Raw genomic sequence first — 15,044 nt, 5'->3', positions numbered from 1 at the left:
CAGGGTTTAATAGCGAGAATGGCGACTTATATTCAATAATACACCTACTGCCATTAACATTAAGGTCAAACTTGATCCACCATAACTTAAAAATGGCAAAGTAATACCGGTAACAGGCATCAGTCCTGTTACAACACCAACATTAATCATTACTTGAATCGCAATCATCGCCACAATACCTACTGCTAAAAACGTACCATATAAATCTGGCGCTCCTAATGCTATACGAATCCCACGCCATAATAATAGACTAAATAATAATAACACAAATGAACCACCAATAAAACCTAATTCCTCGGATAAGATTGCAAATATAAAGTCTGTTTGTGGTTCAGGTAAATAAAGAAATTTTTGTCTACTTTGTCCAAGTCCAAGCCCAAATAAACCACCAGGTCCAATTGCGAGTAACGATTGGATAATTTGAAATCCACTTCCGAGCGGATCCGACCACGGATCTAAATATGATGTGATGCGTTTCATTCGATATGGCGCTGATGCAATTAACCCTACAAATCCCGCTGCACCAAGCAAACCAAACATTGCAAAGTGAAAGACCCTTGCTCCCGAAATGAATATCATAATAATACATGTCCCAACCATTACCGTTCCCGTACCAAGATCTGGCTGTAACATAATTATCCCAAAAGCAAGAAATACAAAACTAAGAGCCGGTAGTAAACCTCGTTTAAAAGATGTAATTAATTTTTGTCGTTCCGCTAAAAATTTTGCTAAGAAAATAATCATCGCGAATTTCATAAACTCTGACGGTTGGATAGAAAATGCCCCGATTCCAATCCAACTTCGCGCCCCTCCACGAACGAGACCTACTCCAGGAATAAGAACTAGAATAAGAAGAACGAAACAAACTAGTAAAATTACTTTTGAATACGTACGCCATACCCAATAATCAATTTTCATCAGAAAAAACATAGCTACTACCCCAAGACTTGCAAATAACAATTGTCTTTTTGCAAAAAAGAATGAATCCCCCATTTTATAAGAGGCCCAAACCGCACTCGCACTATAAACCATAATCATTCCGATTGTTAACAACGCAAGTGTAACGATGATGAGAATAAAATCAGGCGTTTTCTTCATTACCCATGAACACCACCTCTTTGGGCAGAACCTTTGCCCTATGTAACAAAACATCAGTAGGTGTTAGCCTACTGATGTTTTGATTTACTTTATATAAGTTTATGCACAGCTTGTATAAAAATGTCTCCTCTTTCTTCAAATGTTTTAAATTGATCCCAGCTTGCACATGCTGGTGAAAGAAGAATTACATCACCATCGGTAGAATGAGCATAAGCTTTCACTACTGCATCATCTAAAGTATCGACACTTTCAATTACATCTAATCCTGCTTTTTCTGCCGCTCTTACTAATTTTGGTGCAGTTTGTCCAAATGTCACAATCGCTTTGACATGTTTAAAATATGGAATTAAATCATCAAATTCATTACCACGATCAAGTCCACCAGCCAATAATACAATCGGTTGTGTAAATGCAGATAATGCTTTTTCTGTCGCTAGCATATTCGTCGCTTTTGAATCATTATAAAATTTACGATTATTAATCGTTGTTACATATTCTAAGCGATGTTTTACACCTGTAAAACTTTTTAACACAGCAGTAATTGCTTCATTAGAAACACCTAGTAATTTAGCAATACTCATTGCTGCTAAAATATTTTCTAAATTGTGCTTACCAGGTAAAACAATATCACTTACTTTAACTACTTTTTCGCCTTTAAAATAAAGAGCGTTATCTTTTATATACGCACCATCTTCAATTTCTTTCGTCGTCGAAAATAATACTTTCTGTCCTTTACTATATGCCGATAACGCCATGACATCTGCATCATCTGCGTTAATTATACTATAATCTGCTTCAGTTTGGTTTTTGAAAATATTCGCTTTCGCCAAACCATACTCTTTCTTCGTCCCGTGATAATCTAAATGCGCTTCAAATAAATTTAAAAAGGCTGCAATTTTTGGTTGGAACGATTCCACTCCCATCAATTGAAACGATGAAAGTTCCGTAACGACAACTTCATTTTCCTTCGCCAATTGTGCAACTTCACAAGCTACAGTACCTATATTCCCCGCAATAACTGGGTGCTTTTGTCCTTCTTTTAACATTTCAAACGTTAACATTGTCGTTGTTGTTTTACCGTTAGATCCCGTAATCCCAACAAACGGTGCTGCTGAAATGGAATATGCTAATTCAACCTCAGTTACAATTGGAATTTGTTTTTCTTTCGCCGCCACTAAGAGTGGATTAGAATATGGAATTCCTGGATTTTTTACGACAAGTGAAATGTTTCTCTCCAGCAATTCTAATGGATGCCCACCACACACAACATCCATTCCTTCCGCTTGTAACTCAGCTGCAAGTACATTACCCGCTAATGGTTTCCCATCATTTACAATGACGTTTGCCCCTAACTTTTTTAATAAAGTAGCTGCTGCATAACCACTTTTAGCAATACCTAATACAAGAACATTTTTATTTTGATATTCAGTTACAGTTTTCAATTACATCCACACCCCGATATAAATTCCTAGCACAGCTAATAAAAATCCTACAGACCAAAACGTTACAACAACGCGCCACTCTGACCAACCACATAATTCATAATGATGATGTAATGGACTCATTTTAAAAACACGCTTTCCTGTTGTTTTGAACGAAATAACTTGGATAATAACAGATAACGTTTCCGCTACGAATACACCGCCAATAATAACGAGTAACAATTCTTGTTTTAACAAAATCGCTACAGCTGCGATAGCACCACCTAAAGCTAGAGAACCTGTATCCCCCATAAATACTTTCGCTGGATTCGCATTGAATACTAAAAATCCAAGTACAGCTCCTACAACTGCCATACAGAAAATCGCTACTCCAAATTGTTCTTGAGCTACAGCAATAATACTAAATGCTCCGAATGCAATAGCAGCTGTTCCTGATAATAAACCATCTAAACCATCTGTTAAATTAACCGCATTTGATCCACCAATAAGCATAAATAATACGAGAACAAAATACGCCCAGCCTAATTCAAATTTAACATCAGTTCCTGGAATCATGATATACGTGTGAAATGCTTGCCCTTTTCCAATTAAAAAGAACGCAATAGCAATTACAAGTTGACCAATCAATTTTTGTTTTGATGTTAAACCAAGATTTCTTTTCTTTACTACTTTTATGTAGTCATCTAAAAATCCGATTAATCCGTACCCAAATGTAACTAATAATAACAATGATACTTCTGCACCTAAATTGTTAAATTTAATCGCCATAATAAGCGTAGTCACCATCATAGATACATATATGACAATACCACCCATCGTTGGTGTCCCTGATTTCTTTTGGTGTGACTTCGGTCCTTCGTCACGAATACTCTGTCCGAACTTTAACTTTCTTAAAAATGGAATAAATAATGGCGAAAGGGCAACAGAAATTAAAAATGCTACCCCAGCCGTTACTAATAAACCTTGTTCAAGCACATGTAGTCCTCCTCTCATGCTGTTACACTTCGTTGTTTAAACGCTCCGTGATTGCTTCTTTAGCAACTTCACGATCGTCAAAATGATGAACTTCTTTACCAATAATTTGATACGTTTCATGCCCTTTACCAGCAATAATAATAATATCTTCTGCTTTTACTTTCGAGATAGCGGAACGTATCGCTTCTTTTCGATCGACAATTACTTCATAATTATTCCCATTCACATCATTTACCATATCATCTAAAATAGCCTTCGGATCTTCACTTCTTGGATTATCTGATGTATAAATTGCATGAGTTGCATATTCGGTTGCGACACTTGCCATTATTGGTCTTTTCGTTCTATCTCTATCACCACCGCAACCAACGATACAATATACATCGCCTTTTGCAAACTGTTTTGCTGTCTTTAGTACGTTCTCTAAGCTATCAGGTGTATGCGCATAGTCAACAATAACTGTGTAATTTTGTCCACCATCAACAACTTCAAAACGTCCAGGAACGCCAGCAAGCTCTTTAATTACATCAATAATTGTTTGTAAGCTCACTCCTGAAACAAGACCTGCTGCTGTAGCAGCTAACACGTTGTATACATTAAACTTACCAATTAATTTCATCGTAACATTTACAGTTTCATACGGTGTTACAAGTGTAAATGTTGTACCGCCACTCGTCATTACGATATCTCGTGCCATAATGTCGCTTGCAACATCTATACCGTATGTTACAACAGTAGCTGCTGTACTTCTCATATACTCTTCTGCTACTGGATCATCACTGTTTAATATAGCGTATTTTTCACGATTATGATGATAACTATTGCCAAGCTGTGCGAAAAGCAACCCTTTCGCATGTTTATATTCTTCCATCGTTTTATGATAGTCTAAATGATCTTGTGTTAAATTCGTAAATACTGCAACATCATAATCGCACCCGTGTACACGGCCAAGATCTAAAGCATGAGACGAAACTTCCATTACTGTGCTATCCACACCTTGTTCAACCATTTTTGAAAATGTCTGTTGAAGTGTTAGTGCATCTGGTGTTGTATTTTTCACCTCAAATGTTTCATCACCGATTTTCATATTAATCGTTCCAATTAGCCCTGTTTTATGACCATGTGCGCGCATAATTTCATCCATAATATGCGATGTTGTTGTCTTTCCATTTGTACCTGTAATACCGATTAAATGTAACTTGTGCGTTGGTTGGCCATAAAAATAATCAGCTAAAACCGCTAGCGAACGAAAAGTATTTTTCACAAGTACAACTGGAACGTCAACATCAATTGGTCTTTCCGCAACAATAGCAGCCGCTCCTTGTGCGGCTGCTTGCTTAGCAAAGTCATGGCTATCAACCGTATATCCTTTCATACATATAAATAAGCTTCCCTCTTTCACTTTACGTGAATCCGCTTCAATAGATGTTATTTCTGGATTTTCTGTTGGAACAACTGGAAAATCATGCAAACATGATACAAGTGTATGCAACTTCATTTCACTAAACCCTCTCTACATTGTTTATTTATCTCTTATTTTAGCAAGTAACACGTTACCTCCTAGTTATATAAAAATAGGAGGTAAGTGCTACTATAGTCTAATCAATAGATTTATTTATTAATGAGACACTTATCGTCTCAAGTAAAGCAATTTTTCTATAAAGAACTCACTTCCACCAATTGTACCATAAAACACAATCAGTTACCTTTAATTCCCGAAGTAAATTCTAACTTTTGAACCCTCTTTTACTTTAGCTCCTGCTTCTGGTGATTGTTTAATTACTTTCCCACCATCACCACTTATATCAAGCTTCAAGTCTACAAGTTGCGTTTGTAAATCTTTCTTTTTCATACCAATTAAATTCGGAACTTCCACAGTTGGTGTATCGCCCCATTTATATTCTTTCTCAACTTGCTCTTTTCTCGGTTCCACTCCCATTACAGGAAGTGCGTCACGAAGAATATTCCCAACAATAGGTGCTGCTACAACTCCACCAAATTGAGTGACTCCTTTTGGATTATCCACTGCTACATAAACAACAATTTGCGGATCGTCAGCTGGAGCAAAACCGATAAATGATACAATATAGTTATTATCTAAATATTTTCCATCTTTCACCTTTTGAGCAGTTCCAGTTTTTCCACCTACACGATATCCATCAATATAAGCCCCTTTACCCGAACCTTTCGCTACAACATTCTCTAATGCGTAACGAACTTTCTCTGAAGTTTCCTTGGAAATAACTTCCCTTTTCGCAACAGGTGTCTTTTTGCTGACAACTTGATTATTCTTCGGATCAATAAATTCCTTCGCTATATATGGCTGATACAAAGTTCCACCATTTACAGCGGCCGCTACAGCTGCTACTTGTTGAATCGGTGTAACAGAAACACCTTGCCCAAATGAAGTCGTCGCTTGCTCGACTGGACCAACTTTATCTAAATTAAATAAAATACCGCTACCTTCACCTTGTAAATCAATTCCGGTCTTCTGTCCAAACCCGAAATTGCGAATGTATTTAAACAATCGATCTTTACCAAGACGATCACCGAGTTCAATAAATCCTGGGTTACAAGAGTTTTGAACTACCTCTAAAAACGTTTGGCTACCATGGCCTCCAGCTTTCCAACACCGCAATCTAGCTCCGCCAACTTCAGCTGCCCCATCATCATAAAATGTATCTTTCTCTAAGTCTACTAAATTTTCATTCAAGGCTGCAGCTAATGTAATAATCTTAAATGTTGACCCCGGCTCATACGTACTCCATACAGGTAAGTTTCTGTTATATACTTCCGGAGAAACACTTTGGAAATCTGCTGGATCAAAACTTGGTCGACTTGACATACCTAAAATTTCACCATTTTTCGGATTCATTGCAATTGCTATCATACCGTCAGGATTATACGTTGATTCCGCAATATTCATTTCTCTTTCCATAATCCTCGTAATGCGTGAATCAATTGTTAATCCTAAATTCAAGCCGGCTTCTGGTTTTTTGAAATCATCTCCAACGTTAGGCATTCTCTGTCCTTTCGCGTCTGCAAAAAATCGCACATGACCTTTATCACCATTTAGCTCTTTATCATAATATTTCTCTAGTCCCATAAGCCCTTGATTATCACTGCCCGCAAATCCTAATACGTGTGATAAAAAATTACCGAATGGATAGTACCGGATAGAATCCTCTGCAATGTAGACACCCTTTAAACTTAATCCGCGTACTTCTTTCGCTTTGTCATGCGATATTTTCCTTCCGCCTTTATCAAGCCTTACAATCGATTCTTTTTTTGTAATCCGCTTATAAACATCATCTTTTTCCACACCTAATACTGCAGCTAACTTCTCTGCAGTCTCTGCTGGTTTTTCAATTTGCCTCGGCACAACAAAGACGGTCGGTGCACTTTTATTCGTAGCAAGCTCCACACCATTTCGATCTAAAATTTTCCCTCGCTCTGGTTCAAAAGTAATATTACGACTCCATGAATCCTTCGCACGATCCGTTAACATATTTCCAAGAAAAAATTGCACATATCCAAGACGAATATCGATAATGGTGAAAATGAGTATACCCGATATAAGTATAAAAATAAGTCGTTTTCTAACTGTTACATTTGATACACGCATATTGGAACAAGCCTCCCTTACGCCTAGCTTGTTCCAATATATGCTTGTACTTATTTAATTAGAACTTCTTCCCTATTACCATTATGGCTTTTCTGCTTCTTGTTGCGGTTCAAGTGGTGGTACGAGTGTTACACCTAATTCTGTACCAGGTTGCAACAATGTCCCTTCCGCCACACTTTGTTCCGTTACATACCCTGTACCAGAAGGTTTTAAGTTAAGCTTTAATGTTTTTGCTAAATTCATAACATCACGCAGTGCCCATCCCTGTATATTTGGCATTGTAGGCTTATCTCCTACTAAGAAGACTCGATCACCCTTTAATGTTTGTTCAGTTGCTTTTGGCACTTGCTGCTGCACTTTACCTTCACCTAATACGATTGGACGAAGTTTTGCTTTATCAATTGTTTTTTTCGCTTCTTCCATCGTTTTTCCGGTTACATCTGGAACGACAGTTTGTTGTTCTTTCACATATTTTTTCGGGTCTTTTACTTCATTCGGCTTAATCTTTAAGTACTCTAAGCTATTTTTCGTTACATATTTAAAGATATCAGCTAAAGGTTTAGCCCCGTTTTCATCATCTTTTAATTTTGGTTGTTTAACGGCCACATACACAACAAGTTGCGGATCGTCCATCGGTGCCATACCTAAGAATGAGAATATATAATTCTCTCTTCCCGTCATATAGCCACCTTTCCCGTCAGGAATTTGTGCTGTACCTGTTTTCCCCCCGACTGAATACCCATCAACTTTATATGCAGTTCCTGTTCCTTTCGGTGATGTAACAACACGTTCTAGTAATTGCCTTACTTGTGCGGCTGTCTCTTTGGTAACAGGTTTTCCTACTTCTTCTGGTTTATGCTCTAGCTGTACTTTACCTGTTATTGGATCCACAATTTTATCAATTGTATAAGGTTTCATCATTTTACCATCATTTGCAATTGCTGTTGCAGCTTGTACAAGTTGTATTGGTGTAACTGTAGAACCTTGTCCAAATGCCGTTGTTACTTGTTGTATTTGTTGATCAAATAAAATTGTATTTGACCCTTCACCAGATAAATCAATGTTTGTTTTTTCATCTAATCCAAAACCGTGAATATATTTTCGAAAACGCTCTGGACCAAGTTTTTGATCCCCTAAAATTGCGAACGCTACGTTTGAAGATCGCTCTACCCCTTCATCAAAAGTAATAGAACCCCATCCGGCGCCGCCGTTATGATCTTTTATTTTGCGATTACCAACTTGATATGTACCAGACTGATAAAAGTCTTGCCCATTGTATACACCTTCATTAATGGCCGCCGCTAATGTGAAAATCTTCATTGTTGATCCCGGTTCAAACGCATTTGCAATGGCGTCGTTGAAGAAATATTTAATTTGACGATCATTAGGGTCATAACTAGGTTTACTAGACATCGCTAATATTTTCCCTGTCTTCGGATCCGCAACAATCCCTATTAAATTTTCTGGTTCATAATGTTTACTCGCTTCTTTCATTGCGTCTTCTAAATAACTTTGAATACGTTGGTCAAGCGTTAAATACACATTATCTCCATTTTTAGGTGCCTTTACATTCACTTTCCCACCGTCAAGAGATACTCCTTTACGGTCACCTGTATAAGCTACCTCACCATTAGAAGCACCTAAATATTTATCCAAACTCTTTTCTAAGCCAAATTGACCGACTGAGATTCCATTTTCATCAGGTTTCGCATGACCTATGACGTAAGATGCGAAATCACCGTTTGGATACACTCTCGCATTTTCGGTAATAAAAGATATTCCCGGCAATTTCAATGCTTCTATTTGTTCTTTCTTTTCTTTCGTCAAGTCTTTACCCAATGTTCCAAATTCCACTTGACTTTTGCCTTCTTTATTTAAAGTAGCTAAAATTTTATCTTCATCTTTTCCGAGTACTCCTGCGATTTTCTTTGCAGTATCCTCTTTATCCTTAACGGCGTTAGCTCCTTTTAACTCGGCTACAAGTTTATAAGAATTTGCGTCTTGCGCTAGTACATGACCATTTTGATCATAAATTGTTCCTCGATTCGCTTCGAGAACTCCTTTTTTACTATGTTTCTGCTCAGCAAGTTTCTTCAAATCATGATTGTCCACTGTTCCTGTTGCTTGTATGTAAAAAAATCGGGCTAATAACAGCAAAAAGAGCAGGAGGAAAAATATCATAAAATAACCTGCTCCCTTATTGGTATGAAATTTGGTCATATTTCTCTTCATCTTTTCTTCACACCTATTTGCCTTACTTTAGGCCTTTCACATTATTCGCATTAATTTCTAGCCCGTGTTTTTTTGCAACTTCAGCGATACGTTCATAACGACTTAACTTTTCTACTTCAGCCTGCAATTCTTGATTTTCCTTTTGTTTTTTCACAATTTGTTCTTCTATCGTCGCTGCTTCTACATTAACTTGATATAGACCCGCTTTATTCCCAATAAAAGCTACACAAGCATATAATAAAAATCCAATAAACGTTACGTACAATAGCTTTTCAATTCTTGTAATTTTCGTTTTAACTTTTGGCTTAACCATCTGCTGTGGCGGCGCTTGAATTTGTACCTCTTCTTGCGCCTGTTGTTTATACTTTACAGCTAAATTAGTCATACCTCTCTCTCCTTTTTATCGTTTTTCAGCGATTCTCAACTTCGCAGAACGCGCTCGATTATTTTCTTCTAATTCAATGTCAGAAGGTAAAATCGGTTTCCTTGTAATAAGCTTTAATTTCGGCTTAAATTCATCCGGAATAATCGGTAGTCCCTGTGGTAATTGCGGCGTTGTGCTATTTCGCTTAAACGTCGTTTTACAAATACGATCTTCTAAAGAATGGAATGTTATAACACTAACTCTTCCACCAGGCTTGACCATATCAATTGCAGATTCCAACGCTTCTTCAAATACTTTTAATTCATCATTTACAGCAATACGAATCGCTTGAAATACTCGCTTCGCAGGATGTCCACCTGTTCTACGTGCCGGAGCTGGAATACCTTCTTTAATTAATTCCACTAATTCTCCTGTCGTTTCAATAGCCTTATTCTCGCGATAAGCTTCAATTTTCCTTGTTATTTGCTTTGAAAATTTTTCTTCTCCGTATTGGAAGAAAATTCTTACGAGTTGTTCATATGACCAGCTGTTCACAACATCATATGCTGTTAATGGGGCATCTTGATCCATCCGCATATCTAACGGTGCATCATGATGATAACTAAAGCCACGCTCTGGTGTATCTAATTGTGGGGATGAAACACCTAAATCGAATAAAATCCCGTCTACTTCTGTGATACCTAATTCATGTAGTTTTTCAGATAAATAACGGAAGTTGCTCTTCACTGTTACAAATTGTTCACCATAAGAAGAAAATTTTTCCTTCGCATTTTGAATCGCTATTTCATCTTGATCAAATGCTATTAACTTTCCACCATCTGTTAGCTGAGATAATAAATAAGAACTATGTCCTCCTCCACCCAGTGTACAATCTACATATGTACCACTCGGTTTTATATCTAAGCCATCTACTGTTTCTTTCAAAAGTACTGTTACGTGTTTGAACATTGCTGCACCTACTCTTTTTCCAATTAATTATGTTAAATACATTTCTCACTCTACAAACACAATTTACTACTAGAGGATGAAATGCTACTAAAGAACGACTCATTTAACTTCCAACAAGGTAGTACGCTATACAAATCGCTATTTTATTTTATTATATACTAAATTTTATCATTTTTTGCGGGAATTTAAACAAAAACCTGTCGAAAAAGATATTAATCCGTTTACATTTTGTGCTATTTTGTCATATATATATACCTGATACATAGCGATTCATTACATTAACATAAGATGGATAATTCAGAAATATTTCACTTCACAGTTAATTCAACAGAATAAAAATAAAATCCTGCTCAAAAGAGCAAGATTCTATAGTTTTATTACATGATGTTTTCCATCCCACGAAAAAGATTGTTCCATTACCCGGTCAACAAAATCAAGGCCGAACTGATTTAAATAATAACACACATTCCACACACGTTCTTGCGGTGCTCCTAATGGACGAAGCGCGAATTGTAAACGGCGGAATTTATTCAGTTGAACCTCATGTTTCTTCTCAACATTTCTTTTCAACATTTTTTCTAACAGTTCAATTTGCTCATTAATTTTCAGTTCATTTTTCCCCGCAAACTCATTTAACCCTGGATCTATTTTTTTCACGAATTGTTGTAATGATGTATGAATATCCATTATTTCTTTTTTCGCTTCTATAAATCGCTCGTCTATCGGTTCCTCTATTTGATTAGAAAGCCAATTGTCACGCAGATTATCTATATTATTTAGAAATGGATCAATTTCTTGCAAATCTAAATCATATAAATCTGTAGCTATATCTCGCTCCATATAAGTAATTGTAAGCCGCGGAACAACAGGTGGCATTTGGAAACCTACCGTATGAAACACTTGTTGCAATTCACTCCAATAAGCTAACTCCCCTGGACCGCCAATAAACGCTAACGTAGGAAACACATATTCTTGCATAAGAGGGCGCGTTACAACATTATTACTAAAACGTTCTGGACTTCTTTCCATCTCTTCCATCAATTCTTCATACGAAAATGAATGCACTCCATCTTTTCCAATAAACTTCCCTTGATTCTCTTCAAGCAATACTCGCTCATTATCAATTTCCATAAATATATGCACTGCATTTGTCTTCGTTTCAATAATCGGTTTAAATCCTAATTCCTTAAGTACTTCCTGTTGATTACGAAGTCCTACTTGAATTTCTTTATATTTACTTATAATTTGTTGTAAAAACGGCACTTCTAATTTTCTTAATGCAGGATGATGTGAATCTACAAGAATTAAACCAGAATTTGCGAACATTTTCGTAATAAGGTGCGCAAAGAAATCTACATATGTATGCGATTTACCTAAAGCATCATCAACAAATTGTAATACATCCTTTGTAAAATTCGTTTCCGGATATGTTTTAAAAATCTCTTCGACCCATTTTCTACAGTCTTCAATAGAAAACTCAGACTCAGAAGCACTCGCCTTTTTCGGATAACGATCATGAAAAATGGTCTTTTTTATTTTTTTATTTTTCGTTACAAATGTATGATTAATTTCATCCATATCATGGTCTTCACCAGCAATCCAAAAGACAGGAACAACCCGAACCCCTAAACTCTCTTCTTTTTCTTTTGCAAGCTGTAAAATTGAAATGATCTTATGAACTGTATAAAGCGGACCAGTTAATAACCCAGCTTGTTGTCCAGCTATAACTACATATGTATTTTCATCTTCAAGCGCTTTTATATTTTGAATTGTAAATTCTCCCGCTTGCAATTGTGTATTATATTCTAATAAATGCGTTACTAAATCTTGACGGAAAAACTCTCTCTCACGTAAATCATGTAAACGCTGTTTAAAAGCATCCTCTGTTAACAGATAATCAAAACATGACTGTATCTCTTTTTTACCGTTCATATAGTCCGCTACAACACCTTGTAGTGGAACAGAGATTTCTTTTATCTCCATATAATTCTTCCTTTCGTATCCTGTTCTCTCACCAACCCACATTGTATTCAATGTTTCACGTAAAAGCAAAGAAAAACACTTATAATTCCATTCCTTTTATTGCATTGAACAAAAATTGAAGTGTCGGAACAGATTGTTGTTGTTCCTTAGCTTCTTCTAATACATATCCAACAATCGCATTAACTTCCGTTTGTCTATTCGCTCTTACGTCCGCTAACATAGATGAAGTATTATGGGATGTTTTTTCACATACTTGGCATACCATTTTCCATAGCATTTCCTTATCTTCTTCTTTAACAAGAAATGCAACTTCCTGAAATACTTGCTCCATCATTTGATAAAAAAGCGGGTTTGAAATTAACTCCCCGTTCTCAACCCGCAATAATGCCGTCAACGGATTAATACATACATTGACTACTAATTTATTACGCATAATCCCCTTCCAATCATCTTCTATCTGAATCGGAAAATAATCAAAAGGAAAACAATTAAATACCTTTTTAAAACAACTAGATTGACCACGCACTACACCAAACTTTGTAACACCTATTCCAGTATGACGAACTGTATGTCCATCCTCTTTTTTTGCACCATGCTCCACAATCCCGACTGCTATACGTTCATTTCCTATTTTTCGCATAACGTGAAGATGTGACATTCCATTTTGCAAAAAGATTAATGACGATTCTCCCTGCACAAAAGGTAATATATCAGTTACATGATATTGCTTTACAGCAATAAATATATAATCTAACTGTTTATCCAGCATACTTTCTATCGGTAAAATAGATGGAAATACCGTTTCACGTTCTCCATTCCTAATACAAGTTACACCCGTTAAGTTTAATTCTTCTGCTTGCTTATCGTTTCTTGTAAACAACGTAACATCTTGATTACTTTTTTGTAAATAAAATGTATATAGGAGACCAATAGCTCCCGGTCCAACAATTCCAATTTTCATCTTCACACAAAGAACTCATATTAACAAGTGATATAAGTTCCCTTGCCTTTCCCCCTTTATATCTTATTAAATTACAATTACATAGTTGAGGATTCAATTATCTTTTAACAAATGCAACCTCTTCTTTCACTACGTATATACTACCTATATACATAGTTCTATTCTTAGTTTAGCAAATCCTCAAAAAAATAATGAAAGAAATATTCTATCTTCTTCATAAAAATTTAAAAATGAGTTATAATATTATTATAAATATTTTAACTTTTCTGCATTCAACAAGATAAGAAAAGGACGTGATGTAATGGGATTCCCAAAAGTTGAACGCTTGCTCATCAATTATAAAACATTAGATGAATTTAAAAAATTTAAAGGGTGCGGAGCTCAAGAACTATCCATGTTGGAAGAATTACAAGCAAACATTATTGAAAATGATAGTGAGTCTCCATTTTACGGTATTTATTATGGTGGATCGCTAATCGCACGTATGAGTCTATATATGAAAAGGAACGGTGGAGAACCATTTGAAATTACAGGTACTTACCTAGAACTTTATAAACTTGAAGTATTGCCGACTTTTCAAAAACAAGGATTCGGACAAATGCTTGTTAATTATGCGAAACAACTAAAATTCCCAATTAAAACGATAGCACGTATCCAGTCATCTGGTTTTTGGGATAAATTAAGTTTCCAGCCAGTATCAGTAACTGATGGTGATTTTTATATTTGGCATCCAGAAACAAATTCGAATGCGATTACAAACGAAGAATCTGCATAAGAAACAAAAAAACAGCTGTTACGCAGCTGTTTTTATTTCTTTAATTTTTCTAATTCTCCATTCGAGCGAGCGCCATTTCTTTCCGCTACCATTACACTTCTTTTTTGATCGATATAATCAAGTAATGTTCTATATTCTTCCTCATATACTGATAATCGCTCCAGAAGATGTTCTTTCTCTGTTTGCAACGATTCAATTTGTTGTTGCAACACCATTAAAGAGCTTTCATCTTTATAATTTCGCAAAAATTCAATAACATCATTCAATGTAATTGATGTAGGCTCTAATGCCTTTGTCTCTTTCACTTCATAATTTTCTACTTTACGAAGTTGCTTTGCTTCTTCAATACGTTCTTTGTATTGCTTTCTAACATAAGAATTCCACCTAAATCCACATGCTGCTGGTGTGCGAGACAAATGTCTCCCCACTTCTTTAAAGGCAGAAAGTTGCGTTCCACCTTCTTGAATATGCCGGAGTACCACTTCTGCCAGAAGCAAATCTTCATCATCAGTCCAAGCGTCTTGTCTTGTTGTCGCCATCTCTCTAGTCCTCCCTATGCATTTTTTATTAAGCATATGCAGTTACTAGAAAAGATAGAATACAACAAATAAAGAATAAGA

At 36.1% G+C, this 15,044-nt stretch carries 12 protein-coding genes; 1 reads left to right on the top strand and 11 read right to left on the bottom strand.

Annotated elements, in window-relative coordinates:
• Positions 1 to 6: 6 nt before the first annotated feature.
• The 10 genes from spoVE to panE all read right to left on the bottom strand — a co-directional run bounded on the left by spoVE (position 7) and on the right by panE (position 13,655).
• The gene (gene spoVE / locus MHH66_RS07265) at positions 7 to 1,098 is read right to left on the bottom strand and encodes a stage V sporulation protein E (RefSeq protein ID WP_078184359.1); all 1,092 of its coding nucleotides are present in this window, start codon (positions 1,096 to 1,098) and stop codon (positions 7 to 9) included.
• Positions 1,099 to 1,187: 89 nt separating this feature from the next.
• Positions 1,188 to 2,540 carry a UDP-N-acetylmuramoyl-L-alanine--D-glutamate ligase gene (gene murD, locus MHH66_RS07260; RefSeq protein ID WP_002142942.1) on the bottom strand — a complete coding sequence of 451 codons (1,353 nt, stop codon included), beginning with the start codon at positions 2,538 to 2,540 and terminating at the stop codon, positions 1,188 to 1,190.
• Positions 2,541 to 3,515 (bottom strand): phospho-N-acetylmuramoyl-pentapeptide-transferase, encoded by a 975-nt coding sequence (mraY, locus tag MHH66_RS07255; protein ID WP_002014738.1) that lies wholly within the window; start codon positions 3,513 to 3,515, stop codon positions 2,541 to 2,543.
• A 22-nt stretch (positions 3,516 to 3,537) separates the two neighbouring features.
• Positions 3,538 to 5,013 carry a UDP-N-acetylmuramoyl-L-alanyl-D-glutamate--2,6-diaminopimelate ligase gene (murE, locus tag MHH66_RS07250; RefSeq protein WP_002014740.1) on the bottom strand — a complete coding sequence of 492 codons (1,476 nt, stop codon included), beginning with the start codon at positions 5,011 to 5,013 and terminating at the stop codon, positions 3,538 to 3,540.
• Positions 5,014 to 5,223: 210 nt separating this feature from the next.
• Entirely contained in the window at positions 5,224 to 7,140 is a 1,917-nt protein-coding gene (locus tag MHH66_RS07245) for a stage V sporulation protein D (RefSeq protein ID WP_002014741.1), read from the bottom strand.
• 81 nt (positions 7,141 to 7,221) lie between these two features.
• Positions 7,222 to 9,372 (bottom strand): penicillin-binding protein, encoded by a 2,151-nt coding sequence (locus tag MHH66_RS07240; protein ID WP_098167420.1) that lies wholly within the window; start codon positions 9,370 to 9,372, stop codon positions 7,222 to 7,224.
• A 22-nt stretch (positions 9,373 to 9,394) separates the two neighbouring features.
• On the bottom strand, positions 9,395 to 9,757 hold the full coding sequence (gene ftsL / locus MHH66_RS07235) for a cell division protein FtsL (RefSeq protein WP_002014745.1): 363 nt from the start codon (positions 9,755 to 9,757) through the stop codon (positions 9,395 to 9,397).
• A 15-nt stretch (positions 9,758 to 9,772) separates the two neighbouring features.
• Entirely contained in the window at positions 9,773 to 10,705 is a 933-nt protein-coding gene (gene rsmH / locus MHH66_RS07230) for a 16S rRNA (cytosine(1402)-N(4))-methyltransferase RsmH (RefSeq protein WP_002014746.1), read from the bottom strand.
• A gap of 366 nt (positions 10,706 to 11,071) precedes the next feature.
• A complete protein-coding gene (gene bshC, locus MHH66_RS07225; protein WP_033715902.1) occupies positions 11,072 to 12,688 on the bottom strand; it encodes a bacillithiol biosynthesis cysteine-adding enzyme BshC in 1,617 nt (538 codons plus the stop codon).
• A gap of 79 nt (positions 12,689 to 12,767) precedes the next feature.
• Complete coding sequence (gene panE, locus MHH66_RS07220) at positions 12,768 to 13,655, bottom strand: 2-dehydropantoate 2-reductase (protein WP_061689327.1); 888 nt, start codon at positions 13,653 to 13,655, stop codon at positions 12,768 to 12,770.
• A gap of 295 nt (positions 13,656 to 13,950) precedes the next feature.
• On the opposite strand from panE, the gene MHH66_RS07215 reads away from it, so the two are divergent.
• Positions 13,951 to 14,424: an N-acetyltransferase gene (locus MHH66_RS07215; protein ID WP_063219155.1), complete on the top strand. Its 474-nt coding sequence runs from the start codon at positions 13,951 to 13,953 to the stop codon at positions 14,422 to 14,424.
• A 32-nt stretch (positions 14,425 to 14,456) separates the two neighbouring features.
• Here MHH66_RS07215 and MHH66_RS07210 read toward each other — a convergent pair whose 3' ends face one another.
• Positions 14,457 to 14,963, bottom strand: a complete 507-nt coding sequence (locus tag MHH66_RS07210) for an RsfA family transcriptional regulator (RefSeq protein ID WP_063219154.1) — start codon at positions 14,961 to 14,963, stop codon at positions 14,457 to 14,459.
• Between the last annotated feature and the right edge of the window lie 81 nt (positions 14,964 to 15,044).

The sequence above is a fragment of the Bacillus sp. FSL H8-0492 genome (assembly GCF_038006145.1).
In the GTDB taxonomy this organism is placed as follows: domain Bacteria; phylum Bacillota; class Bacilli; order Bacillales; family Bacillaceae_G; genus Bacillus_A; species Bacillus_A mycoides.
The sequence above is the reverse complement of the archived record's forward strand: the minus strand, read 5'-3'. Positions and strand labels throughout refer to the sequence as shown.